The organism is Raoultibacter timonensis (assembly GCF_022845715.1).
GTDB lineage: Bacteria > Actinomycetota > Coriobacteriia > Coriobacteriales > Eggerthellaceae > Raoultibacter > Raoultibacter timonensis.
Map to the genome: position 1 here is coordinate 3,252,683 of NZ_AP025564.1, position 26,247 is coordinate 3,278,929.

Consider the following 26,247-nt stretch of genomic DNA (forward strand, 5'->3'; position numbering starts at 1 on the left):
GGCGCCGAACGCCCGAAGAGGCGCGCTTCCATGCTCCATCCGCTACGGCAACCGCCTGAGCCATCCCATCGCCCTACAGCGCACCTTTTCCGGCGATACCCTGCAAGACGACGTCCATCAAGCTCTGCCGATCGTACACGCCGATCTTTCGATAGATGCTGCTGATATGGTGCTTCACTGTGCTCTCAGCGATGCATAGTTCCCCGCTAATATACGGCCCGCTTCTTCCCGCCGCCAAAAGCCCCAGCACCTCGCTCTCTCGGGGCGTCAGTCCGCAGGCCTCGGAAATTCGCTTGCAGTTTGCAGCTACACCCTCCCCCGTATGCTCCATAGGCTGAGGGCGGTACAGCTTCATGAGATCGACCTGGGTGAACACAAGGCTTCCTACCGCTACGACGATCATCGCGCACACCGAATAAGCGATGAAACTCGTATCGGCAGTGAGCGTCGACGAGATAGTCAGCGCATACACCGAAGCGGATGCGATCGTCGTGCCGAGCCTCATGCCGAACAAGGCGAGACCGAAGCAGAGAGCCACCGGCTTTCGCGTTCTGAACGCGATATCGGTCGACACGAGCATGACGAGCATGTCGACACTGTATATCGCCAGCAGCATCAAACCGTTCCCCACAAATGCATACTCGGACGGCAAGATCGCCAGCAAGATCAAACCTATGGCGAACGAGGGGAGAATGGGCTTGTAAAGGGCGAAGGGCTCTGCTGCAGGCTGTACAACAACCATGTAGACAACCAAAAGCAGAATCGCCGCGCCCGCAATGACCAGCGAGCTCTGAATAGTCGTATCGGGAACCGTCCCCGATACGTTGAGGTAACGCTGCACGAAACCGTGTACCGCCCCGAGAGACACGACCGCCACCGCGATCTTGAGGGGAGAAAACGACTCCACCTCGAAATCAACTTGGGAAGGGCTTCTTTTCGGTTCCCGCTGCGACAACCTCAGGATAACCGTGGATACGATGGGGAACAGACAAGTCGTAAAACTTGCAACGGCGTGGGGTAAGGCGATAACGGCAAAGTAGAGAACGAAGGCGAACGCATACGAAGCATAGAGGTAACGACCGACCCGACCCGTTGCCAACGTCGACCAAAGCTCGCCCCACATGATGAGCAGCAGCGCATTGCCAGCCGAAAACACTGCCGCACATGCGATAAAGAGGGGGAAGAAGTCGCCGGGATAGGAAACGAGCGTAAACGAGCTCAGTCCCAGCGAGCCGACCGTAGCAAGCCCGCCTGCAAGCACATAGAAGACTTTTCGACTGCTGAACGGGCCGAAACGGCGGCTGAGCACGACAACGAGCAGATAGCTCGCCGTCGTTAGAATCGTAATGCAGAAAAACGGATTGAAGAGCGTAGCCGACATCGATCTTCCGGGAAGAATGATGTCGGAGCACATGGCGAGAACCCACCATGCCTGCCAAAAGCTGAACCCGAACAACCGAAACGATATGCGTCCGCCGGATTCAGATGCTTCTCTTGATTGCTTTCCCATCGCATGCACTCCATTCGGCACAACGAGTTCCCTTCCGATGCACAAGCATAGCAAAAACGGGTTCCGTGCGGGCCGAAAGCATATGGCACCATTCGTACCATATTGGCGTTTTCGGGCCGAATAGGCCAATCCGTACGTAGCCGAACCAAGATCGTTTTCGTAGGGTGGCATCGAGGACGCACGAGGGATGCGTTCGAAAGAGAGAATCAAGGAGGAGATCATATGTCTCATGAACTGACTCGACGGGGCTTTCTCACCGGTGCTGCAGCGACGGGGGCCCTAGCCGCTATCGGCGCTGTAGCGGGATGCGCGCCCGCCAACGAGAAAGGCAATGCCGAACCCCAGCCGTCAAGCTCGAACGAAGCGGCAGGATCCGCCGAAAATGGCGGCTGGTCCTGGGATACGCCGCCCGCAGCGGTCGCCAAAAACGATATAGCCGAAACCGTCGAAGCCGATATCGTCATCGTCGGGGCAGGCATCTCGGGAGTAACCGCAGCGTGCCGGGCAAGCGAGCTCGGTGCAACGGTCGCGGTCGTCGAGAAGATGGCATTCCCGAGCAGTCGCGGCGGCCACTACGCCGCCTACCAATCGAAGGCCATGACGAAAGCGGGCATGACGAACGACCCTAAAGACCAGATCGTCGCAGATTGGCTTCGTTTTTCAGGCGATAGGACCAAAGAGGAACTCGCATGGCTGTTCATCGACCGCTCGAGCGAAGTAATGGATTGGCTCGACGACCTGTCGGGCGACGACCTCAACATCATCCCGATCTACACGCATTACGCGGGACCGCAGTACTACGAGCATATCGGCACCCATGTCATCAGGGGCGATTTTGCCGATAACGAAAACAAGATCAGCGCACCGGTCTATTTCATGTGGAAGAAGGCCGAAGAGAACGGCGCTGCGTTCTACTTCGACACGCCAGCCGAGCAGCTTGTCAAGGAAGGCGAATCCGTTACGGGCGTCATCGCCAAAGCCGCAGACGGCTACAAGAAGTTTGTCGCGAAGAAGGCGGTCGTCTTAGCCACGGGAGATATCTCGGGCGATGTCGAGATGATCGAAGCGTACGGAGACCATCTTGGCCTCAAACCCGTCGTCAACGCTTACACGCCTGCGGGGGCGAACACAGGTGACGGCCATAAGATGGGTATGTGGGCCGGCGGACGCATGCAGGAATACCCCGTTCCCACCATGATCCACCTCATCCGCTTCTGCGGCCTTTGCTTCGGATTCATGTACGTCAACGCCGAGGGAAAACGTTTCATGAACGAGGATACTTGGATCCAAGCGAAATCGATCCGCATCCTCGAACAGCCCGGCGGCGAATATGCGTGGAGCGTCTTCGACGCAAATTGGCCCACCGACGTTGCCGCATCCATCCCCCTCGGCGGCGGTCAGTTCTGGGACGACATGTCCCGCACCACCGAAGAGTGGAACCCCGAATCGGCCACCAAGGTCATCGAAGGCGCACTCGAAAGCGGCAACGCCGTCAAAGCGGATACGCTTGAAGAGCTTGCGCGGGCCATGGGCGTCGACGAGGCAGCGTTTCTCGCCGAAGTCGAGGAGTACAACGAGCTCTTCGCCCAAAAGGAGGATACGCGGTTCCATAAGCGCGCCGAGCTGCTTACCGAGATCAAGGAGCCCCCTTTCTACGCTCTCAAGTTCGGCCCCTCGCTCTTGGCCATGCCGGGCGGTTTGGAGATCAACGGCGAACTGCAGGTGCTCGACCAAAACGATGATCCCATCGCAGGCTTGTACGCCGTCGGCAACGTCTCAGGCGGGCGCTATGCGGTCGACTACCCGGTATTCATCAACGGCAATAGCCACGGATCGGCAATGACATGGGGCTACGTTGCCGCCGAGAATATCGTGAACGAATAGATCGAGGCATCGGGACGGCCGCTCGTGCGGCCGTCTTTTTATCGGAAGCCGCATCTTCGGTGCTTCGAAACCAGGAGGACCCCCAAGATAAGAGCATGGAGATCCTCGATGGACCAGTCTTTCGCCCCAGCAATGAGTCGGGCTTCGATACCCGCCTACGGCGGGGTTTCGGCATTCGGACTCCTAGCGCCCGAGCGCCTTCTTCACCGACTTCGCGATGCCTTCGCCATCGAGGCCCAGATCGCGCAGCAGAAGATCGGTTTTCCCCTGGCTGACGAACGCATCGTCGATTCCAAGCGTTACTGCGGGAACGTTCGCGCGCATCCGTGCAAGTTCGCCCAGAACGCCCTCGCCTGCTCCCCCGGAGATCACACCGCCCTCAACCGTGACGACAAGCGGCAGTTTCGCCGCCTTGCGGATGGCATCCGCGTCGAGGGGCTTCACCCAGCGCATATCGACGACACGCGCCTCGATGCCCTCGGCGGCGAGGATTCGCGCCGCCTCTTCGGCTCTGCCCACCATGCGCCCGAATGCGAGGATGGCCGCATCGGATCCCTCGCGCACAAGCCTGCTCTTGCCCAGCTCGAACGGCTCGGGTTCCGAGGGAATCTCGACGCCCTCGGCCTCGCCGCGAGGATACCTGATCGCAAACGGTCCGCCCATCGCAAGCGCCGTGCGCAGCGATCGGGTCAGCTCGGCCTCGTTTGAGGGCGCGAGCACCTTCATGTGGGGAATCATGCGCGTGTACGCGATATCGAACATGCCGTGATGGGTGGGGCCGTCTTCTCCGACGATACCCGCACGATCGATCGCGAATACGACGTTCAGCTCGGGCAGGGCGTTGTTGATGATCATCTGATCGAACGCGCGTTGCAAAAACGTCGAATAGATGGCCACCACGGGCTTCTTCCCGCCGACAGCCAAGCCGGAGGCGAGGCCGACGGCATGTTCCTCGGCAATGCCCGCATCGACGAATCGGTCGGGGTAGAGCTCGGCGAATTCGGCCAGCCCCGTCCCATCCTTCATCGCCGCCGTGATGGCCACGATATCGTCATCGTTTGCAGCTTCCGCAACGAGGGCTTTCGAGAAAACCGACGTGTACGAAGGAGCTTTGCTCGGCTTCTTCTTAACCTCGCCGGTTGCGATGTCGAACGGCGATACGCCGTGGAACACTTCGGGAGAGCGCTCTGCCGGGCCGTACCCGATGCCCTTCTTGGTTACCACGTGCACCAGCACCGGCACATCGGTATCGATCACGTTGGCGAGCGTTTCCCTGAGAAGCGGGATGTCGTGTCCGTCGATGGGGGCCGTGCACAGAATACCGAGCTGCTCGAAGATCATGGAGCGAGGAATCACGAACTGCTTCATCGACTCCTTCATGTTGCGACCGAAGTTCGCCATGGCGTTGCCGAGCCAACCGCTGCTTTCGAGCTTCTCCTGCACCGAATCGCGCGTCTGGCGATACTGGCTCGACGCGCGCATGTAGCCGAGGTGCTTCATGAGGGCGCCGACGTTGCGCGAGATGGACATCTCGTTGTCGTTCAGGATGATGACCATGGGCGATTGCGCCTGGCCGATGTGGTTGAGCGCCTCGAACGCCATACCGCCCGACAGAGCCGCATCGCCGATCACGGCAACGATGCGCTCATGGGTACCCCGCAGATCGCGTGCAAGGGCGAGGCCAAGCGCCGTCGACAGCGAGTCGGAGGCATGACCCGAAGGATGCACGTCGTACTCGCTCTCGGTGGGCTTCGGGAAACCCGACACGCCGCCGTAGCAGCGCAGCGTATCGAACATGCCTTGGCGGCCGGTCACGAGCTTATGCGCGTAGGCCTGATGGCCCACGTCGAAGATGAGCTTATCGGTCGGGCAATCGAGCAGGGAATGTGCAGCGAGGATGATCTCGACGGCACCGAGGCTCGAGGCCACATGGCCGCCGGTTTCAGATGTAACGGTGATGATCTCTTCGCGGATTTCGTTCGCCAGAAGGGCGAGCTCCTCATCGGTAAGGAGCTTGAGGTCGCTTGGCGAGCTGATAATATCGAGAATACGGTCGTCCATGGGTGTCACCTGCTAAAGTTGGGAGACGGCGTCGCCCGCCTGCTCATCCGCAGCCGCCGAGGCACTACCCCCATCGGCGGTATCCTGTACAGCATCGAGGGCCGCATCGTCGGCCACGCCATCGGCGCTTTCGCCTTCGACCTCGCCGTCCATCGCCGCAATGCCCTCCTCGAGCAGGGTGCTGGCTTGCATGCCGAGCTTGACGGCCTCCTCGTACAGGTCGAGTGCGTCATCGAGCGAAATGCTCTCGTCGTTAACGGCATCGACGATCTCGTCGAGGCGCTCCTTCACGCTTTCAAACGTGATGTTCGTCTCACTTGCCATCGCATTCCTCTTCCAACGACGTCGCAATGCGCCCGAGCACGCCGTTGACGAAGCGGGGCGAATCGTCTTCTCCCCCGAAGTCTTTTGCGAGCTCAACCGCTTCGTTGATCGAAACCGAAAGCGGCACGTCGTCTACGTACATCATCTCACAGGTTGCCAACCGGAGGATCGAGCGGTCGACAACCGGCATGCGTTCGAGCGTCCAGTTCTCCGACGTCGCCTTCAGATGCCCGTCGATATCGTCCTTGTGCTCCTCTACGGCCCGGAGCAAATCGCAGGCGTACGCGGGAAGCGGACCATCGTCGGCCAGATAACGATCATCGGCGACGATTGCCGCCGCCGATTCGTCGAGGATCTCTCCTTGGTAGAGGACCTGCAACGCCGCACGGCGCGCAAGGGTCCTCTCGTGTCTCTTAGCGGACATGCATCACTACCTTTATATTTTGCTTATTCGGCAAACTGGATGCCGTCGATGTACACATCGACGCTACCGACCGGAATGCCAATCTGGCTTGCAACGGCATCGGAGATCGCCGTGCGGACCGCGTCGGCGACCTCGGGCAGAACATGGCCGTAATACACATCGATACGCACCGACACGTGAAGCGCATCGTTGTCATCGACGTCCACTTCGATGCCCTGCGTCGAAGGCTTCGATGCGAACACGGAACGAAGGCCGCCCACACCGGAAGGTCCAACCGACGCAACGCCCTGCACTTCTTTGGCCGCAATCGAGATTATGGTTTCCACGACACCGGGCGCAAGCGCCATGCCGTCAACGTTCAGATCAGCCATTGCTAGCATCTCCCATCTGCGTTTCCAGGAAATCAGTCGAGAAATCGCCCCCCACGAACGCTGCGTTCTCCAGCACCTTCTTGTGGAAGGGAATGGTCGTCTTGATTCCCTCGATTACAAACTCGTCAAGAGCCCGCTTGCCGCGCGCGATCGCCTCTTCGCGATCCTGCCCGTACACCACGAGCTTAGCTACCAACGAATCATAATACGGAGAAATCTTCGTACCGGCACGAACGTAACTCTCCACACGAACACCAGGGCCCGAAGGCATATCGAATACCGTGATGGTACCGGGGCACGGGCGGAAATCGTAATCGGGATCTTCCGCGTTGATGCGGAACTCGATCGCGTGGCCCATCGGCGTGAACGGCGCACGATCGGCGCAGCTCATCGGTTCGCCCGCAGCGATGCGCAGCTGCTCCTTGATGATGTCGGTACCGGTGATCTGCTCGGTGACCGGATGCTCGACCTGCACGCGCGTGTTCATCTCCATGAAGTAGAAGCGTCCGTCCTGATCGAGCAGGAACTCGATGGTGCCGGCGTTTCGATAGTCGACCGCGCGGACCGCCTTCAGGGCCGCAACGCCCATGGAACGGCGGATCTCGTCGGTAAGCGCCGGGCTCGGAGCCTCTTCGAGCAGCTTTTGATGGCGGCGCTGGATGGAGCAATCGCGCTCGCACAATGCGACGCGGTTGCCGAAGTCGTCAGCGAGCACCTGGATCTCGACATGGCGCGGACGGAGTACGAGCTTTTCAAGATAGACGCCGTCGTTTCCGAACGCCGCGCCCGCTTCGTTGCGGGCGGCCTTGTACTGCGCCTCGAGATCGTTCGGATGATGCACCTCGCGCATGCCCTTGCCGCCGCCGCCAGCCGTCGCCTTGATAAGCACGGGGTAGCCGACGCGACGCGCGAAGTCCTGCGCCTCCTCGACGGTATCGATGCAGCCGTCAGAGCCGGGCACCGTAGGCACGCCGCACATCTTCATGGTTTCGCGCGCTTCGCTCTTATCGCCCATGCGCTCGATGCACTCAGGTGCGGGTCCGATGAACACGAGGCCGTTTTCGGCGCATGCGCGGGCGAACGCGGCGTTCTCGGCCAAAAACCCGTACCCGGGATGAATGGCTTCGGCACCCGAGTTCTTTGCCGCGGCAATGATGCTCGACATCACGAGATAGCTCTGGTTTGCGGGAGCCGGGCCGATGCAGACGGCCTCGTCGGCATACTGCACCGGATAGGTATCGGCATCCTCGGTGGAATAGACGGCAACGGTTTTTACACCGAGCTCCTTGCACGCACGCATAACCCGCAGCGCCACTTCGCCGCGGTTAGCGATCAATATCTTGCTAAACATTAGGCAGTCTCCGGCGCAGGTGCGGGGGTTCCCAGCGGCTCGACGTAGAACATGACGGTTCCGAACTCGACGGGAGTCGCATCCTCGAGGCACACCTCGCGAACCGTGCCCATCTCTTCGGCGCCGATCTCGTTCATGAGCTTCATGGCCTCGACGATGCAGAGCGTCTGGTTGGCGGCAACCTCATCGCCGACTTCGACGAACGGAGGCTCGCCCGGCGAGGGGGAAGCGTAGAACGTACCGACCATGGGAGCGATAACCGGTTTCCACGATGCGGGCCGATCGGTCGCATCGGCGGCCGCGGCAGACGCCTGACCGGCATCCGTCTCGGCGGGCGCCACTGCGGCGACGGGTGCCGCTGCCGCAGGAGCAGCGAACTCGGCCGAAGCGGCACCGGGCATACGGACCGCGATGCGCGTGCCCTCTTCTTCGACGACGATCTCGCCGACGCCGCTTTCCTCGGCAACGCGAACCAGCTCGCGAATCTGATTGATATCCACGTAATCGTCCTCCTTGGTACCGCTCGACTCCTGCTCCAGCAGGAAATCGACTTTTTCGGATGTACGGTGCTTGCTCAGGTAGGTGCGCGCCTCGTTCGGGAACAGCGCGTACATGAGCACGTCTTCCTCTGTCTTGGCGAGATCGCCGATCTCTTCGGCAACCTCGTCGTAGGTGGTGGTCACCAAGGATCCGGGCGCCACATCGGGCGGCAGCATTTCGGAATCGCCGACGACCTTCTTGACGATCTCCTTGTCCATGGGACCCGGCGCCTTGCCGTAGTATCCGCAGATGTAATCCTTCATCTCCTTGGATACGACGCTCCAGCGTTTGCCGGTGAGAACGTTGAACACGGCTTGCGTGCCGACGATTTGCGAAAGCGGCGTCACGAGCGGCGGATAGCCCACCTCGGCGCGCACCTTCGGGATCTCCTTCATAACCTCGGGCAGGCGGTTGCCGGCGTTCTGGATCTCAAGCTGCGAGACCAGGTTCGACATCATGCCGCCCGGAACCTGATGGGAATACACCTGCATGTGGATGAGTGAGGAAACGCCGCGCTTGTAATGGCCGCGCTTGCGCACCTCTTCCCAGTACTCGGCGATCTCGAACAGGAGGTCGAGGTCGAGCCCGGTATCGTAGCGGCTTTCCTGCAGGGCGGCCACGATCATCTCGACGGCCGGATGGCTGTTGCCGAACGCGAGCGGCGCATGGGCCGTATCGGCGATGGCGGCACCGGCTTCGGCGGCCTTGATGATGTTCGCAGGAGCCATACCGCCGACATAATGGCAGTGGATATGCACCGGCAAGCCGATTTCGGCGTTGAACGCCTTGACCATACGCTCGGTACGATACGGGGTGAGCATGCCCGCCATGTCCTTGATGGCGATGGAATCGGCACCGAGATCCTTCATGGCCTGGCCGTACTCGAGAAAACTGTCGAGCGTGTGGACGGGCGACATCGTGTACGAGATCGCACCCTCGAAATGGGCACCGCTTTCCTTGATGGCCTCGGCGTTGTCGACGACGTTGCGGATGTCGTTCAAAGCGTCGAATACGCGGAACACCTCGACGCCGTTGCGATGGGCGGCCTTGATGAACCGATTGCATATCTCGCGCGAATAATGTTTGTATCCTACCAAGTTCTGGCCGCGGGAAAGCATGGAGAGCGGCGTATTCGGCGTCTTGGCCTTGATCGAACGCAAACGCTCCCACGGGTTCTCGTCCAAAAAGCGCAGGCACGTATCGAATGTCGCGCCGCCCCACGCCTCGATGGCCCAATATCCGACGCGGTCCATCTTCGGCAGGATCGGAAGCATATCGCCGATCTGCATACGGGTAGCCCACAGGCTCTGCTGGCCGTCACGGATGGTGGTATCCATAATCTGAAGTCTTGGCATGAACTCACACCTCCCTCTTAGTAATAGTCAAAGAACGGACCCGAACGGCACCCATAAAGCCTCATTATGCGGTGGTTTTCCCGAACCATACGGCATCGCGCCATTCAGGCATTAGAGCATTATATAAGAACGCAGGCCAAAACCACGAGGCGTGGCCTGATTTCGTGGACAAGTAACATATTCGAGGGGTGGAAGGCGCAGGCGGCGGCCGCTCTCGGGCAAGCAGCCAACCGTCAGAACCCGTAGCCGCTCGCAGAGCAGGCTCCGTCGAACAGCAGCGGGGCGATCCGAAGACCGCCCCGTTTCGAAACCAATGATTTCAGTGCCGCTTCTACACGCGCTTGATGAAGCGGCCGTCGCGCGTATCGATCTGCAGCACATCGCCGATTTCGACGAACGTGGGAACCTGGATCGTAGCACCCGTTTCAAGCGTAGCGGGCTTGGTGGTGTTCGTGGCGGTATCGCCCTTGAAGCCGGGTTCGGTTGCCGTAACCTCGAGCTCCACGAACATCTGGGGCTCGATGCTGATGAGCTCGTCGCCTGCATAGAGGATCGACGCCTCGTCGTTCTCCTTGAGCCACTGGGCGTTCTCGCCGATGACGTCCTCGGGAATCGAGATCTGCTCGAACGTATCGTTGTCCATGAAGTAATAATCGGACCCGTCGTTGTACAGGTACTGCATCTTCTTGTTGTCGAGGCGCACGAGCTCGAATTTCGTGCCGGCGTTGAACGTGTACTCCACCACGCGGCCAGTCTTGATGTCGCGCAGCTTCGTGCGGACGAACGCGCCGCCCTTGCCAGGCTTCACATGCTGGAATTCGACGATCGTGCAGAGCTTTCCGTTGTACTCGATGCAGATGCCGTTCTTGAAATCGGCGGTTGAAATTGCCATCTATCAAATCCTTTCAGATCAGGACACGAGGATCATATGCCCTGCATCCCATTCATAACCTAAAGCCGCTATATTATAACCATCTCATGGGTGGATTGCGTGAAAACCTCGAATCCGTCATGCGTGATCACGCCGAAATCCTCCAAACGCATGCCGAAATCGCCCGCAAGGTAGATGCCGGGCTCCACCGTGACCACGTTGCCCGAAACGAGCGGCTTGTTGTTTCGGGGTGCTAAAACCGGCTCCTCGTGGATGTCGATGCCCACACCGTGACCGAGCCCGTGGCCCATCTTCTTGCCGAACCCGCCTTGGGCGAGCACGTCTTCGGCAAGCTGATGCATTTCGGCTCCGGTCACACCCGGCCGCAAAGAAGCCTCGACCCGCTCGTTTGCCGCACGGATCGTCTCGTAGGCGCGCCGAATGCGCTCATCGGGTTCGCCGAGAAACAGCATACGCGTCATATCCGAGCAGTACCCGTGCGCCCGCGCGCCGAAGTCGAGCACGACGCACTGCCCCGCCTCGAGCCTCGTTTCGCCGGGAATCGCATGGGGCGATGCACCGTTGGCGCCTGTTGCCACGATCGACGAGAACGCAAGGCCCTCCGCGCCGTGACGCAGCATGAAATCTTCGAGTTCGATCTGCACTTCGCGCTCGGTCATGCCCGGCTTCGCGAACGCCGCGATATGCGCGAACGCCGCATCGGTGATAGCCTGCGCGGCTTTCATGCGAGCCACTTCATCGGCATCCTTGACCTCGCGCAAACCAACGATCACGCCGCTCGTTTCAATCAGGCGCACCCGGTCTTCGGCAAATGCCTTTCCAAGCGCCCGATATTCGGAAAGGGCAATCGAGGTCTCGATCGCAAGCGACGCATCGTTTTCGATCACTCCGCTTCCGCCGCCCGCAAACACGCGGCGGGCGAACGCCGCATGCGTTTGCCGCGTACCGTCGATTTCGATCTCGGTACCTTCGGCGGCACGCCCGAAAGCCTCGTCGTAGCGCGAATCGGTGTGCAGTACCGCCCTCTCGGGCGCGACGAGCATGGCATGGGCGTCCTCGTCGTCGAACACGCCGAAAAACGCGGTCAGCCACCTCAGATTCGATTGGTCGCGAACGTAGAACGCATCGGCCCCAAGATCGGCCGTGCAGGCGCGAAGCCTATCGATCCTCGTGTTCGAGCAGGACATCGATCGCCTCCTTGTATCCGAGCTTGCCCTTGCCTTTGATCTGTGCGATGCATACCGGCGCAATCACCGAGATGCGCCTGAACTCCTCGCGCGCTTCGATATCGGAAAGGTGCACCTCGACGACCGGAGTGTCGATCGAGCCGATCGCGTCGCGCAGGGCATACGAGTAGTGCGTATGCGCCCCGGGATTGTAGACGATGCCGTCGTAGCAGGTATGCGCCTCGTGGATCTTGTCGATGAGCGCACCCTCGTGGTTGGATTGGAAGCAGTCCACCTCCACGCCGCGCCCGGCGCCGTAGGCAACAACTTCGGCCTCGATCGATTCGAGCGTATCGCGCCCGTACACCGCGGGCTCGCGCACGCCGAGCATATTGAGGTTCGGCCCGTTGAGCAGCAGCACTTTTCTCATCGCCATGCCTTACACCTCCTTCGACCGCGCCCAGGCCCCCAGATGTTCGAGCACCGTTTCGTCATCGATCTCGACCACCTCCCACAAGCCCACTTCGCGGGGAAGCACGAAGCGGAGGCGGCCGCCGCGTACCTTCTTATCGCCCTTCATGGCGTCGAGCACGCTTTCGGGCTCTGCCGACCACGAAAGCGCGGGAAGGCCCAAGTTGTCGAGCAGCTCGTCTTGAGCGAGCACCACATCGGTCGGCGTGCCGACGCAAGCCGCGCCGAGCCGCATGGCGAAGCGCATGCCCTCGGCCACCGCTTCGCCGTGCGAGAACGTGCCGAACCCGGCGAGGGCCTCGATGGCATGGCCGAGCGTGTGCCCGTAGTTGAGACACTCGCGCACGCCCTTGCTCTCCGTCTCGTCTTCGGCAACGACGTTCGCCTTGAACACGACCGAACGGGCGATAGCCTCGGCTACGACGCCCTCATCGCGCCTCGCAAGCGCTTCCGCCGAATCAGCGAGCCAGAAGAAGAACTCGTCGGAATCGATGACCGCCGATTTGGCGATCTCGGCGCATCCGCACGTCCATTCGCGTTCGGGAAGCGTCGCGAGCGCCGATGTGCTCGCACACACCTGGATCGGCTGCTTGAAGCATCCGACCAGATTCTTGCCCTGATCGAGGTTGACGCCCGTCTTGCCGCCGACCGAAGAATCGACCATCGAAAGCAGCGTAGTCGGCACCTGGGCGAACGCAACACCCCTCATGTAGGTTGCGGCGACGAACCCGGCCAGATCGCCCACGACGCCTCCCCCGAGCGCCACGACGAGCACGTCGCGCCCGAGCTTGAGGTCTGCCATAGCCGCCCATATCTCGCTCGCAACCGCAACCGACTTCGCACCCTCGCCTGCGGGTACCGTGATATCGAGCGCCCGATAGCCTGCTTCGACAAGCGACGCCTTTGCGGCGCCGAGGTAGAGCGGACCCACGTTCTCGTCGGTGATGACAAGCGCGGTATCGGATTGGTTCACGTCTCTCAGATACCCGCCGAGTTTCTCAATCAGTTCGGCTCCGATGCGCACGTCGTAGCTCGCGGCGTCGGCGATGTTGACCACTATTCTTGCGATTGCCACAGGATTCCTTCCTTTTTGAGCACGTCTCTCACTTCGGCAGCGATTCTTCCCACGCTTTTGCCCGCCGTATCGATCACGGCGTCGGCCACCTCCTCGTAGAGGGGAAGCCGCTCGGCGCTGGTTCTCCTCGCCTGGTCCAGATCATTGAACAAGGGGCGCGTCGACAGATCGCTGATGCGGCTCTGGGCCTCGTCCGCCGACACTTTGAGGTACACGACGAAGCCGCCGCCTTTGAGTATCTCGCGGTTCTCGGGACGCTTCACCACACCGCCGCCGCACGAGACGAGCAGCGGATCGTTGGCCGTGAACTCGCGAAGCACGGCGGTCTCGATCTCGCGGAAACCGTCCTCGCCCGCCTCGGCGAAAATATCCTTGACCTTTTTATCCTCGCGCCTTTCTATGTAGGTGTCGAGGTCGATCGACGAAATGTGGCACATGCGCGCAAGCCGTCGGGAAACCGACGTTTTTCCGGCACCCATGAAGCCGACGAAAAACACGGGGCGCGACAAGGTACATGCAGGCCGCTTCGGGGGCTGCTTCGGCGAACCCGTTGGAGTGTTTTTCGTCATAGCGCCGCCCGCTTACCGCGACATGGTCTTGATGCGCTGGCGATACGCCTTCACCGCCGCCCTGATATCGGTCATGTTCGCATCTCCGAACCGCTCGAGGTAGGCGTTGGCGAGCACGAAGGCAACTTCGCTTTCGGCAACGACCGCGCAAGCGGGGACGGCGCACACGTCGCTGCGCTCCTTCGAGGCCTCCTCGGGTTCGAGCGTATCCATGTTGACCGTCATAAGCGGATTCGTAAGCGTGGGAATGGGCTTCATCGCCGCGGTTACGATGAGGGGCATACCCGTCGTCATGCCGCCCTCAAGACCGCCCGCGTTGTTGCTCGCACGCGAAAACCCGTCCTTCGAGCTCTGGGTGATCGGATCGTGCACCTTCGAGCCGGCCGAGGCGGCGGCGGCAAAGCCCAGACCGAACTCGACCCCCTTGATGGCGGGAATGGAGAACAGCGCGGCGCCGATGCGCGAGGTCAGCCGCTCGGTCGGAGTCGCGTATCCGCCGATGCCGGGCAAGAGGCCCAAAACCACGACGCGAAACGTACCGCCCAAGCTCTCCCCCGCCTCACGGGCTGCATCGATGGCGGCTTTCATCGCCTCGGTCGCATCGTCATCGGGGCAGCGCACATCGCTCATCTCGATGTCGAGCGGCTTGTAGTCGGGCGCGGCGGTCAGGGGATCCTCTTCGGCGAACTCCGCCGAGCCGATGCGCGTCACGTACGAGAATATCTCCACGCCCAGATCGGCAAGCAGCTCGCGGGCGATGCCGGCCGCGGCGACGCGCGCCGCCGTTTCTCGGGCGCTTGCCCGCTCGAGAATGTTGCGGCAATCGTCGGTATTGGTTTTGAGTGCACCCACCAGATCGGCGTGTCCCGGACGCGGTGTCACCTCGCGCACCAGATCTTCTGGCACATCCCCGAACGGGGCCATGCGCCCGGTCCAGTTCTCCCAATCCTTGTTTCTGATCTGCAGCGCTATGGGCGCCCCGTTCGTTCGCCCGAACCGCACGCCGGAAAGAATCTCGGCATGATCCTTCTCGATCGCCTGCCGGCCGCCGCGCCCGTAACCCGATTGGCGGCGGGCAAGATCGCTGTCGATCTGGCGAAGCGAAATATTCAATCCCGCAGGCACGCCGTCGACTATGGCCGTCAGAGCCGGACCGTGACTCTCTCCCGCTGTTATGTAGTGCATAGCTTCTCCTGGTATTTCATGCAATCCCGATCGCACGGCTCACCGAGTGCAGACCGATGCTTCTTTTGTTGACGATTATACCGCTACAGGTCGAATCCAGCCGCCTCGGCCATGATGTCGAACATCTCTTCACGCGAGAAGCCCACGTCTGCCCCCGCGATCTCCAAGAGCATGACCGCCGTTGCCACCGCTTGGGCCACGAGCATACCCCGCCCGTCAAACACCGCGCACCCGGCCGCCGTCGCTTTCGCCACAAGGGCCGTGACCCCATGGCCGTACACCGCATCGAACACGGTTTGCCCCTCGTGGAGCACCGCGGTGTCGAACGGCGAAGGATCGCCCGGCTGCATACCGAGCGGCGTCGCGTTGATCACGAGATCGGCCGCCGAGAAAGCCTGCGTAGACGAGGCGTAGCTGCCGTAGGCGAAATCCACCTGATCGTAAGCCTGTCGAAAACCCAGGCGCCCGTCGCGCGCAGCGGGGGGATTGATCGCCGCATAGGCAAGCGTGCCGTACTCTTCGACGTACGATTCGAGGACTTCCCGGGTGCGGTCTTTATCGCGGCCCACGAGCACCACCCGCTTCGCCCCCGCGATCGCGCAAGCGTGCAGGATCGAAAGCGCCGTCGGACCGGTACCGCACACCACCGCCTGAGCGCCTGCGAAGCAAAACCCCGTGCGTTCGAGATAATCGATGCAGCCTTCGCCGTCAACGTTGTAGGCGATGAGCGCATCTCCCCGCTTGACGAGCACGTTCGCGCCGCGTGCCAGCTTCGCCGTGGCGGCTCGCACCGTTGCGGCATCGTAGGCAAGGGGCTTGTACGGCGTGGTGATGTTGATGCTCATGAAATCGCGGGCATCGAGAAACGCGCGCGCCTCATCGGCCGTCGCGCAGTCCATCGGCGCGTACTCCCATGAAAGACCGAGCTTCTCGTACAGCGCGTTGTACATGATCGGAGATTTCGAATGTCCGATCGGATGTCCCAAGAGGTAGAGCTTCTCGCGCATATCGGTCCTTTCCCGCCTTGCTTCGCCTTTTCAGTTAGCCGTTTTAGTTTGGGTCGTCTCGGATATTTCGCACGATGCGCCTTCGGGCTCCCGATCGCCCATGAACGCCCGCTCCACGTTGCGAAGCAGCAGCGTATGCTTGAGATCCTGCTCGACGAGCGGTTGCAGCATGTAGGCCGTCATGCCGAGGAAATGGGCACCGAGTACGTCGGTTACAAGCTGATCGCCGATAACCACCGTATCCTTGCGCTTCGCGCCGATCTTCTTGAGCGCCAAGAGGAACGCCGGCGGCAACGGTTTGACCGCTTTGGCAACGATGGGCAAATCGAGCCGCCCCGCCAACTCGTAGACGCTCTCATGCCAGTTGTTCGACACGAGGCAGAACGTCAGACCTGCGCCCCTGGCCTTAGAGAGCCAAAACGACACATCGCGGGGAACCTCGTGCGTATCGCGCGTGAGGATCGTGTTGTCGATGTCGAGCAGCACGTGCGAAAAACCCGCATCCACGATGTCCTTTTGGATATCGATCATCGATATCCGCGAAAAGTACCTTTCAGGCTCGACGAAAGACATGAGCGCCTCGACTGGACAACGGTGCGCTTACGACTGCGCGACGTTGTTCTGATGCTCTTCGTAGGTCTCGCTGAAGTTGTGCGACCCATCGCCGCTGCCCGTTACCACGTAGTACAGATACGTCGTGTCGGCAGGCGCAGCGGCAGCCGTAAGCGATGCGAGTCCGGGCGAGCAGATCGGCCCGGGCGGCAGACCTCGGTTCAGGTACGTATTGAACGGCCCGTCGGTGTCGAGATCCTCCTGCGTGATCTCGGTCGTACCGGCTGCGTAAGCGATCGTCGCATCGATCTGGAGCAGCATGTCGGCCGCGAGCCTGTTGTAGATGACCGAGGAAACGAGCGGACGCTCGTCGTCAAGCGAAGCTTCGCGCTCGATGAGCGAGGCAATGACGAGCACCTGGTACTGGCTCAGATTATGCTGCTCGGCATAGGAGAAGTCGATACCCGCGATTTCTGCTTTGTACTGGTCGAGCATCTGACGCACAACCGAATCGGCCGTCGCGCCGTCGACGAGCGGGTAGGTTTTGGGGAACAGGAATCCCTCGAGCGAGTTGTTGTACGCGCCGTCGACGAACGGATAATCGACCGCATACGCCGATGCGTCATTTACGCAGGCAAGGAACTCCTCGGCCGTGATCGTCCCCGGATACGCCTCGGCCACGCGCTCGGCGGTCTGGGACACCGTAAAGCCCTCGGGCACGGTGAACGATTCGGCGCTCGGACCCGCCACGAGCGTGTCGATGACGCCGTCGAGCGTTACCGGGCCGGCAAACGTGTAGGTGCCGGGCTTGAGCGCCGACTCCTGTCCGGTTTCGGTCACGCGGTTCACGAATTCGGTCGAATCGCCGATCACGCGGTTGTCGAGCAGCAGCTCGGAAATGGCTTTCGCACCAGATCCCTCGGGAATGATCACGGTCACGCTCTCTCCCTCGGCAAGCGTCTCAACCGCTGTCGGAGCGTTGGCGGAGCAGCTGGTGAACAGCGTGTAGCCGCCCCATCCCAAGCCGCCGATCACGATAACGGCGAGAATGATGGCGAACACGATGGGCGCCTTGCTCTTCTTCGGGCGAATGTGGCTCGTGTCGTAGGTCTTGAACTGACGTTCTCCCGCCCGATGGGCCGCACGGGCGGCATGGTTCGGTCGGTTCGAGTACGTGACCTGTTTACGAGGGGTCATCGGAAACCTTTCTATTGGGCCAACACCGGAAGCGGCGCGCCTTAAGCACGGCGAGCGTCAAGCCATGCTTGGAGGAATAAGCTCGCAGCTATCATATCCACTTTTCCGCGCATTTCCCGTTCGCTCAATCCCTTTTCACGCAAACTCCGTTTGGCTTCTTTCGAGCTCAATCGCTCGTCGGCGAACACGTGCGGGATGCCCGTTGCATCGGTGATCTTTTCGGCCGTCTGCTTGATGCCCTTAGCCTGCGGACCCTCCTGCCGACCCATCGTGTAGGGCAGTCCGCACACGAACAGCTCAGGATCCCAATCCTCGAGCAGGCGGCGAAACGGCGTAGCGTTGGCGACGACCTCGCTTGCGGGAAGCACCGCGATCGGCGTTGCAACCTGCTCGTCGGGATCGCTTATGGCCACGCCGACACGCACCTGCCCGATATCGAGCGCCATGACTCTCATCGCTTTGTCCCGATCCGGCTTACGCCTTGACGAGCATGGCGCGCGCCGCTTCAAGCGCCGCCTCGAGGCCCGAAGCATCCTTGCCGCCCGCCTGCGCCATGGCCGCCTTGCCGCCGCCGCCGCCTTTGATGGAAGGCGAGATGGCTTTGATGACGGCTCCGGCGTCGAACCCGGCGTCGACCGCTTCGGGCGTGCCGGCCGCAAGGAGGATCGGCGTACCGTCGTTGTCGCCCGCAAGCACAACCGCACCGGGAGCGTCCATGCGAGCCCGTACGATGTCCCACGCGTTACGCAAGCCGCCTGCATCGATGGAGCCCATGTTGGCAACGATGAGCGGATAGCCGGCGTCGAGCACGTTTTCGAGCATCGAGAGCACCTCGCCATCGGCTGCCGCCTGCTTGTTGTGCTTGCGCTTATCGGCAAGCTCCTTCATCGTCTTGATGTTGGCCGCCGTGCGTTCGCTCACATCGAACAGCGGGACCCTGAGCGCGGCAGCAGCCTCTTCGAGCTCCGCCTCGACCTTGTTCATATACGCCAGGGCATCGAAGCTCGTAATCGCCTCGATGCGGCGCAGATTTGCGCCGACGCTCGATTCGCTCGTGATCTTCACGAACCCGATTTCGCTCGTCGCCGACACGTGGGTGCCGCCGCAGAGCTCTTGAGAGACTCCCTCGATATCGAGCACGCGCACGAACTCGCCGTACTTCTCGCCGAACAGCGCGATGACGCCGGCTTCGCGAGCCGAGGTAATCGACGTCTCGTAAGCACGTACGGCGTGGTTCTCCATGATCTTCTCGTTGGAGAGCCGCTCGACTTCGGCGATCTGTTCGGCGCTCATGCCCTCGAAATGCGTGAAGTCGAAGCGAAGACGGTTCGGCGCAACGTAGCTGCCCGCCTGCTTCACATGCTCACCGAGCACTTGGCGCAGCGCCCAATGCAGGATATGCGTTGCCGTATGGTTGCGGCGGATGCGCTCGCGGCGCGGCACGTCGATAGCCGCATGCAACACGTCTCCCGCATGCACGGCACCTTCTTCGATGGTGACCGAATGGGCGATGAGCCCCTTCTCGGGCTCCTGGGTATCGCTGACGAGCACAAGCACGTCCGGCGCGTCCATCGTGCCCTGGTCGCCGACCTGGCCGCCCTTTTCGGCGTAAAACGGCGTCTTATCGCAGATGATCTCGCCCGTCTCGCCTGCGGCAAGCTCGCTCACGCGCTCGCCGTTCTGGGCGAGCGCGAGCACGGTCACTTCGGCGGAGTCTTTCATGTAACCGAGAAACTCGGTCGGGCCGACCTCTTCAAGGATTTCGCTCATCACGCCGCCGTACGTCGACCACGCCTTATCGGCGTCTTTCGCGTTGGCGCGGGCACGGGCCTTCTGCTCGGCCATAGAGCGCTCGAATCCCTCGAGATCGACCGAGATGCCGCGAGCGCCGGTGATCTCCTCGGTCACTTCGATCGGGAATCCGTACGTATCGTGCAGCGTAAACGCCGTCTCGCCGGAAAGCTCGGTTCCGGAAAGCTCGGCCAGCGCTTCATCGAGGTAGGCCTGACCCTGGCGAAGCGTCGAGCCGAAGCGCTCCTCCTCCGAAAGGACGACGCGGCGCGTCAGCTCGCGGTTCTCGACGATCTCGGGATAGACGTCGCCCATGAGCTCGACGACCTTGTCGATGTACTCGTTCAAGAACGCACCTTCGATGCCGAGCAGATGCCCCTTCATAACCGCGCGGCGCAAAAGTCGCCTGAGCACGTAGCCGCGGCCCTCGTTCGCGGGCAGGATGCCGTCGGAAATCATGAACGTAACCGAGCGGCTGTGGTCAGCGATGATGCGCAAGCTCAGATCGTCCGCCGGATCGTCGCCGTAAGTTTTGCCCGTCAACCGCTCGCCCACCGCCAGAAGGTCGCGCATGAGGTCGATCTCGTAGTTCGACTGAACCCCCTGCATGATGGCCGCGATGCGCTCAAGCCCCATGCCGGTATCGATGTTCTTCTTGGGAAGCGGAACGAGCGTACCGTCTTCCTGCCCGTCGAACTGGGTAAACACGAGGTTCCAGTACTCGAGGTACCGATCGCAATCGCACCCTGGCGCGCAGTCGGGGCTGCCGCAGCCGAACTCGGGGCCCTGATCGTAGTAGAGTTCGGAGCAGGGACCGCAGGGGCCGGTGGGGCCGGCGCGCCAGAAGTTGTCCTCTTCGCCGAGGCGCGAGATGCGCTCCTCGGGAATGCCGAGCGATTTCCAGATCTCAATGGTCTCGTCGTCGTCCACGTACACGGTGAAATAGAGGCGCTCGACCGGGAGCCCCAGCACCTCGGTCGAGAACTCGAGCGCCCAAGCGCACATCTCCTCTTTGAAGTAATCGCCGAAGCTGAAATTGCCGAGCATTTCGAAGAAGCTCAGGTGACGGCCCGTCGTGCCGATGATATCGATGTCGTTGGTACGCACGCACTTCTGCGCCGTAGTCGTTCCGACGTAGGGGGCCTCGAGATGCTTCTGCTGAAGGAAGTACGGCTTGAACTGCACCATGCCTGCACTCGTCAGCAACAGCGACGGATCGTCGGGTATGAGCGAGGACGAGGGCATGCGCTTGCAGCCCTTGGCCTCGAAAAAACGCAGGTATTTTTCGCGGATGTCAGCAGTGCTTAGGTATTCCATTGTCGTTCGTACTCTTTCTCGATATCAGTCGTTATCGTTCATTGCAGACGCATCGGTTTCGGCAGAGCCCTCGGATGGCTTCGCCGAAGACGACCCGTCTTCGCTTCCCGGTTCCCGTTTGACGTCGTCCGCCGAGCCGACGGCATCTGCCGACCCCTTTTCCCCGTGCGAACGGCGACGGCTCTTCCGTTTGCCGTTCCCCCCGTCGCGCATCGAAGGAGCCATATCGGCGAGCGGATCGACGAGCATGCCTTCGGTGCCGGTCGGCGTTCCCTTGAAGAACACCCCGTCCTCCGACACGATACGCCGTCCGGTTCGCTTTTCGAAATAGTACACGAAAACCGACTTGGCAACAGCCACAGCGGGAATCGATGCGAGCATTCCCACAAGGCCTCCCATAAATCCGCTCATGGCGCTGCCGATAGCCGAACCGGCAAGCAGGGCGATGATGACGAGGGCGGGATGCACGTCGACCGAATTCGACATGAGCTTCGGCGACACGAACGTGTAGACGAACTGCTGGATGGCGATGGTCACCACAACGGCCACGAGCGCAACCAGCGGGCTCACGAACACGCAGGCGATGGCCGCAAGGGCGCCGCCGAGCCAGGGGCCGACGACGGGGATGATGTTGAGCAGGCCCGTGATGCCGCCGAGCGCGGCGTAGTTGGGCACGCCGATGATGGCGAAAGCGATGCCGCAGGCCAATCCGATGAGGAAGCACTGCACCAGGGTTGCTTTGATGTAGCCGCCCATCACGCGGGTGAAGGTGACGTGAAGCATCATCGCGTCTTCCTTGCGCTTCTCGCCGATGAGGCGACGGCATTCCCGCCCGAGAGCGGGCAGCTCCATGAGGATCCAGAACGCCACGACCATCGAGAAGCCGACGACCATGAAACTGTTCGCGATCGTTCCCCCGACCAAAACGATGCCCTCGGCGCTCACCTTGGCGGTTTCGCTCGCCCATGCACCGACCGATTTCGAAAGGTCGTCGATCCAGCTGCTCACGAAATCATTCTGGAACAGATGCTCGTACTGCGGATAGACGCTGTTGTACCAATCGGTTATCTGCTGCACGTAAGTGGGGATCGATTGCACGAGGTTCATGAACTGATCGCCCACGCCGAACACCGGCGAGAACATGAGCGCTCCCATGCCGATGAGCACCGCGAACATGAGCACGTAGGCGATGGTGGTGCCCGCAGCGCGGTTGAGGCCGAGCTTCTCGAGCCGGTTCACCGGGGTACGCAGGCAGAACACGATGATGCAGGTCCACACGACGATGCCGACGGGAACCGACAGGACGTTCATCGCGTAGGCGAACACCGCCGTAAGCAGAATGGCGCCGACCACCGTCCATACCTGATAGAACCGCTTGCGCGTTTTCTGGCTGCGTTCCCGTTCGATCTCTTTCTCTTGCGCCTCGTCTACGGGCGCAACGCCGGCCTTGTCCATGGGCGCTATTTCGCTTCGGTTTTGGCTTCAGAGGCGGGCGATGCGTCGCCGCCGTAGGTGAAGTACTTCTCCTTCGTAGCGGTCGCATCGGCTTCGACCACGGCATGAACCGCATCGGCCATCTGGGATGCGGCCGCATTCGCCCTCGCAGACGCCTCCTGGCGCTCGGCTGCGGCGGATTCGCGCTCGGCCTTGCGTTCCTGCGTGCGCGCATGCGCTTCGTCTGCCCCATCGCTCACGGCCTGGGCCACATCGCCCGCGACGGCGCTAGCGACCTTTGCGGCATCCTGAGCAACGGCACCGGCAGCCTTGACGGTATCCTGAGCCGCTTCGACGACGGAACGGTCTTCATGCGCTCCGCGCCTCTGCTCGGAAGCTGCGGTCTTCCTATCCTGTCCGAGCGTTACCGATTCGCTCGAAGCCTTGCGGGTCTTGAACACGCTGCGCACCTTGCTCGAAACGCTGTTTACCAGCTCGAGCGGCGCGTTGGCTGCGGTGTCGACCGCCTCGACGGCGGAAGAAAGCGAACCGGTGATATCGTTGACATCCTCAAGGATCTGATCGACGCGCATGATCTCGAGATTCGCAGCGTCGACCGTGAGCGAAACGCGCTCGACGAGCGGATCGACCTTGGCCACGACGGGTTTAAGCGATTCGGTTATCTCTTCGACGTTGGCGAGCGTGGGCTCGATCTGGCGCTGCACGTCATCGACGGTTTTACGTGTTTTCCTGATCGTCATAACGAGTTCGACGACAAGCCACACGAGGGCGGCACCCACCAAGACGTATACGACCGGAAGCGCGATTTGTACTATTTCAGCGAAATCCATTGAACTCCTCCTCGCTTTTCGAGTCCATAACTATACCACGTTGGTATCAGATTCTATATCCGCGCGAAGGCTTTCCACGGTGCGTTCATAGTGCGTTTCTGTCACGTTACCTGCGTGAAGGACGCATGGAAGATTCAACGGCGCAGCGCGTCCGCATCAACGCCGCACGAGGTTACGCGCGGGGCTTGCGATCTCTTGCCGTCGCGTCGACGCGATAGGCCTCCCAACCGCGCTCCCCCGGTTTGTAGAACGAACCCCGCTCGAGCCCGTCGGGCAGATACTGCTGGTCGACCCAACCGCCCGGGTAGTTATGCGGGTACTTGTACTCGCCGTATTCGTCGGAGCCGGGTCGATGCCGGTCGCGCAGGTAGTCGGGTACACTGCGCAGCGGCCCGTTGCGCACCTCGGAAAGTGCATCGAAGATGCCGCATGCCGCGTTCGATTTGGGCGCAAGAGCCATGTAGGTTGCCGCCTGGGCCAAGATAAGCTGGCATTCGGGATAGCCGATCACCTCGGCCGATTTGAATGCGGCTTCAGCGATGAGCAGCGCTTGCGGATCGGCGTTGCCGATATCTTCCGCAGCGAGGATGAAGATGCGCCGCGCTATGAACTTCGGATCCTCTCCCCCGTCGATCATGCGGGCGAGCCAGTACAGTGCAGCATCGGGATCGCTGCCGCGCATCGATTTGATGAACGCGGATATGATGTCGTAGTGCATATCCTTGTTCTTGTCGTAGGGAAGCGACCGATGGGGCGTCGTAGCACGGACGGCCTCCTCCTCGATCACCGCGGGCTTCTTCCCCGTGCCCGCCCCCACCATGCCCGCCGCAAGCTCGAGGGTGGTAAGGGCCGTTCTCCCGTCGCCGCCCGCAAGCAGCACGATGGCATCTTCGGCCGTCTTGTCGAGCCGGTACTGCGCCGCCAAGCCCCGCTCGTCGGCGACGGCCCGGGAAAGCAGTTCACGGATGTCGTCGTCGGAAAGCCCCTGAAGCTCCACAACGCGCGAACGGGAAATAAGCGCCGAGTTGACCTCGAAGAAGGGGTTTTCGGTGGTGGCGCCCACGAGCACGAGTATACGGTCTTCGACCGCGTGGAGCAATGCATCTTGCTGGTTGCGGTTGAACCGATGTATCTCGTCGACGAACAGGATGGTTCGCAAGTTGCTCATCGTGAGGCGCTTTTCGGCCGCATCGATTTCACGCCGCAGATCGGACACCGTGCCGCCGACCGCCGATACCTCCACGAAAGTCGCCTTCGTCGTTTCGGCGATCACGTGCGCGAGCGAGGTCTTACCCGTGCCCGCCGGCCCGAACAGAATGACCGAACTCAAAGTATCTTGCTCGATCGCCGTTCGCAGCCAGCTGCCCGGTCCGACCGCCTGCTCTTGTCCCACGAGCTCGTCGAGCGAGCGCGGACGCATGCGCACGGCAAGCGGGGCGACCGACCGCCTAGCGTCGTTTTCGATTTCGGTGAACAGATTATCCATTCGATCATTGTACCGTGAGTAACCGGGAAGCACAAACTTTTGTTCGCATCGTTGGACGATGCCCATAAGAACCGCAATGCAAGATAACGGTTGAATGTCAAGACTTTCATTCCTCGGAAAGGACTCATATACTCAGGGTACGCTCTGCTCCTCGGTCACACATTGCGATGGACCGATGCTAACTTTTTGGGAGCTCAAGATAGCAGGTGGAATGGAGATTCGTATCCGTTGATGCGAAAGCCAGGAAGCCGGCTGCGAGCACCCACCTTTTGAGGTGGGTTCATCCTAGACCAGGGGTGGGGCTATCGAAGGCGTCCGTTAATCGGGCGCCTTTCGCTTTCCCTGCGGCGCGACGCGCATGCTCCCGCCTGCGCAAGAGTCCCGTGTCCCTCGTCAAGCGCGACGCGCATGCTCCCGCCTGCGCAAGAGTCCCGTGTCCCTCGTCAACCTTCATGTATAATTAAGTTCTTACATTATTGGGCGACTCAGGCGGGAGCATGCGCGTTCTCGATCGCTTTAATACCCGGCTCGCGATCGCTGCGCACCCATGCGGCCAGTTCGGCGTACATGCGTGCATGCAGGGCGTTGATGGCGGCTGTGGAAGAGGGGTCTGCCCCCGCGTAAAGAGCCGCAGTCCGATCCTCGAGCATCGATGTCGCGAATTCAGCAGTCGCCTTGCCGGATTCGGTGATCGAGATCATGCGCCGTCGCCTGTCAGACCCCCTTCCACACAACCCCAACCCCTTATCGATCAGCGATTTTGCCACAACGGAAACCGTGCTCCGATCGACCATCAGCGCATCGGCTGCAGCCGAGCACGAAAGCGGCTGCCCGCAGCTTTGCAACAGGGCGAGATACCGGTACTCGGTGAACGCGACCCCCGCCGCAGCGCATGTTTGCACCCACTGCCTGATGATCGCCGCAACGGCCATGAAGAAGGAGGGGGTCAGGCATCGATGAACCGCACGTCTTTCCTTACGCCCGGTCAACCCCAACGTTTCCGCCGCCTCCTGGAACGCACCCACGATTTGGGCGGCGTCGTCGTCGGAGCACCATTGCCACACGGTGGCGCGCAGATGCCGATAGGCGCTTTCGAAGGCGCGTTTCGCCAGGGCGTTTCCTTCAGGAATTCCCCGCAGTACGGCAACACGCCGATCACTATCGCAATGCTCCTTTTCGATCAACCCCGCGCGCTCGAGCTTGATCGCCGCCGCGACCACCGTGTTCTCGCTTGCTACCATCGACCGGGGGAAATCAGAGATCGTCATCGGGTCTTTGCTGGCGCCCAACAACGCGAGCAGACAGCAGGGCAAATACGACACCCCGCATTCCCTGTCGAAGCACGCGGCGCTGCGGCGCTGCAGATCGACGACCACCGACGCCAGATCGGGCGTGAACAGAACGTCGGTTTCCGCCATCGCCGCCTCCCTCCCG

The 26,247-nt window shown here is 61.3% G+C and carries 23 protein-coding genes; 1 reads left to right on the forward strand and 22 read right to left on the reverse strand.

The genetic code is table 11. From position 1 onward, the window contains the following. Positions 1-73: 73 nt before the first annotated feature. Positions 74-1,510 carry a response regulator transcription factor gene (locus tag MWL89_RS13350; RefSeq protein WP_244386638.1) on the reverse strand — a complete coding sequence of 479 codons (1,437 nt, stop codon included), beginning with the start codon at positions 1,508-1,510 and terminating at the stop codon, positions 74-76. A gap of 222 nt (positions 1,511-1,732) precedes the next feature. Between MWL89_RS13350 and MWL89_RS13355 the strand changes: the two genes are divergently transcribed. Next, a complete protein-coding gene (locus MWL89_RS13355; protein WP_244386640.1) occupies positions 1,733-3,394 on the forward strand; it encodes an FAD-dependent oxidoreductase in 1,662 nt (553 codons plus the stop codon). A 183-nt stretch (positions 3,395-3,577) separates the two neighbouring features. Here MWL89_RS13355 and dxs read toward each other — a convergent pair whose 3' ends face one another. The 21 genes from dxs to MWL89_RS13460 all read right to left on the reverse strand — a co-directional run bounded on the left by dxs (position 3,578) and on the right by MWL89_RS13460 (position 26,231). Continuing rightward, positions 3,578-5,455: a 1-deoxy-D-xylulose-5-phosphate synthase gene (dxs, locus tag MWL89_RS13360; RefSeq protein ID WP_244386646.1), complete on the reverse strand. Its 1,878-nt coding sequence runs from the start codon at positions 5,453-5,455 to the stop codon at positions 3,578-3,580. Positions 5,456-5,467: 12 nt separating this feature from the next. Then, on the reverse strand, positions 5,468-5,779 hold the full coding sequence (gene xseB / locus MWL89_RS13365; protein ID WP_102379851.1) for an exodeoxyribonuclease VII small subunit: 312 nt from the start codon (positions 5,777-5,779) through the stop codon (positions 5,468-5,470). Continuing rightward, the gene (gene nusB / locus MWL89_RS13370) at positions 5,769-6,203 is read right to left on the reverse strand and encodes a transcription antitermination factor NusB (protein ID WP_102379852.1); all 435 of its coding nucleotides are present in this window, start codon (positions 6,201-6,203) and stop codon (positions 5,769-5,771) included. Before nusB ends, xseB begins: the two co-directional genes overlap by 11 nt. 23 nt (positions 6,204-6,226) lie before the next feature. Then, positions 6,227-6,574 carry an Asp23/Gls24 family envelope stress response protein gene (locus MWL89_RS13375; protein ID WP_102379853.1) on the reverse strand — a complete coding sequence of 116 codons (348 nt, stop codon included), beginning with the start codon at positions 6,572-6,574 and terminating at the stop codon, positions 6,227-6,229. After that, complete coding sequence (gene accC, locus MWL89_RS13380; protein WP_244386648.1) at positions 6,567-7,925, reverse strand: acetyl-CoA carboxylase biotin carboxylase subunit; 1,359 nt, start codon at positions 7,923-7,925, stop codon at positions 6,567-6,569. Before accC ends, MWL89_RS13375 begins: the two co-directional genes overlap by 8 nt. Continuing rightward, positions 7,925-9,820, reverse strand: coding sequence for an acetyl-CoA carboxylase biotin carboxyl carrier protein (gene accB, locus MWL89_RS13385; protein ID WP_102379855.1), 1,896 nt, complete (start codon positions 9,818-9,820; stop codon positions 7,925-7,927). The genes accC and accB overlap by 1 nt, the downstream gene beginning before the upstream one ends. A 331-nt stretch (positions 9,821-10,151) precedes the next feature. Beyond that, complete coding sequence (gene efp, locus MWL89_RS13390) at positions 10,152-10,712, reverse strand: elongation factor P (RefSeq protein WP_102379856.1); 561 nt, start codon at positions 10,710-10,712, stop codon at positions 10,152-10,154. A 68-nt stretch (positions 10,713-10,780) separates the two neighbouring features. Further along, entirely contained in the window at positions 10,781-11,899 is a 1,119-nt protein-coding gene (locus tag MWL89_RS13395) for a M24 family metallopeptidase (RefSeq protein WP_244386650.1), read from the reverse strand. Next, complete coding sequence (aroQ, locus tag MWL89_RS13400; RefSeq protein WP_244386652.1) at positions 11,871-12,314, reverse strand: type II 3-dehydroquinate dehydratase; 444 nt, start codon at positions 12,312-12,314, stop codon at positions 11,871-11,873. The genes MWL89_RS13395 and aroQ overlap by 29 nt, the downstream gene beginning before the upstream one ends. Positions 12,315-12,317: 3 nt before the next feature. Further along, positions 12,318-13,424, reverse strand: coding sequence for a 3-dehydroquinate synthase (aroB, locus tag MWL89_RS13405; RefSeq protein ID WP_244386654.1), 1,107 nt, complete (start codon positions 13,422-13,424; stop codon positions 12,318-12,320). After that, positions 13,406-13,993 (reverse strand): shikimate kinase, encoded by a 588-nt coding sequence (locus MWL89_RS13410; RefSeq protein ID WP_102379661.1) that lies wholly within the window; start codon positions 13,991-13,993, stop codon positions 13,406-13,408. Before MWL89_RS13410 ends, aroB begins: the two co-directional genes overlap by 19 nt. A 12-nt stretch (positions 13,994-14,005) precedes the next feature. Then, positions 14,006-15,178: a chorismate synthase gene (gene aroC, locus MWL89_RS13415; protein WP_244386656.1), complete on the reverse strand. Its 1,173-nt coding sequence runs from the start codon at positions 15,176-15,178 to the stop codon at positions 14,006-14,008. An 83-nt stretch (positions 15,179-15,261) separates the two neighbouring features. Further along, positions 15,262-16,185, reverse strand: coding sequence for a shikimate dehydrogenase family protein (locus tag MWL89_RS13420; protein ID WP_244386658.1), 924 nt, complete (start codon positions 16,183-16,185; stop codon positions 15,262-15,264). 30 nt (positions 16,186-16,215) lie between these two features. Beyond that, complete coding sequence (locus MWL89_RS13425; protein ID WP_102379860.1) at positions 16,216-16,758, reverse strand: YqeG family HAD IIIA-type phosphatase; 543 nt, start codon at positions 16,756-16,758, stop codon at positions 16,216-16,218. A gap of 27 nt (positions 16,759-16,785) precedes the next feature. Further along, positions 16,786-17,934, reverse strand: a complete 1,149-nt coding sequence (gene mltG / locus MWL89_RS13430) for an endolytic transglycosylase MltG (protein WP_244386660.1) — start codon at positions 17,932-17,934, stop codon at positions 16,786-16,788. A 41-nt stretch (positions 17,935-17,975) separates the two neighbouring features. Beyond that, on the reverse strand, positions 17,976-18,389 hold the full coding sequence (gene ruvX, locus MWL89_RS13435) for a Holliday junction resolvase RuvX (protein WP_244386662.1): 414 nt from the start codon (positions 18,387-18,389) through the stop codon (positions 17,976-17,978). Positions 18,390-18,408: 19 nt separating this feature from the next. Beyond that, positions 18,409-21,042, reverse strand: coding sequence for an alanine--tRNA ligase (alaS, locus tag MWL89_RS13440; RefSeq protein ID WP_244386664.1), 2,634 nt, complete (start codon positions 21,040-21,042; stop codon positions 18,409-18,411). 24 nt (positions 21,043-21,066) lie between these two features. Continuing rightward, positions 21,067-22,497, reverse strand: coding sequence for an AI-2E family transporter (locus MWL89_RS13445; RefSeq protein WP_102379864.1), 1,431 nt, complete (start codon positions 22,495-22,497; stop codon positions 21,067-21,069). Between the two features lie 5 nt (positions 22,498-22,502). After that, complete coding sequence (locus MWL89_RS13450; RefSeq protein WP_244386666.1) at positions 22,503-23,327, reverse strand: DUF948 domain-containing protein; 825 nt, start codon at positions 23,325-23,327, stop codon at positions 22,503-22,505. A 172-nt stretch (positions 23,328-23,499) separates the two neighbouring features. After that, positions 23,500-24,813, reverse strand: coding sequence for a replication-associated recombination protein A (locus MWL89_RS13455; RefSeq protein ID WP_102379866.1), 1,314 nt, complete (start codon positions 24,811-24,813; stop codon positions 23,500-23,502). A gap of 485 nt (positions 24,814-25,298) precedes the next feature. Then, the gene (locus MWL89_RS13460) at positions 25,299-26,231 is read right to left on the reverse strand and encodes a helix-turn-helix domain-containing protein (protein ID WP_244386668.1); all 933 of its coding nucleotides are present in this window, start codon (positions 26,229-26,231) and stop codon (positions 25,299-25,301) included. Positions 26,232-26,247: the final 16 nt, after the last annotated feature.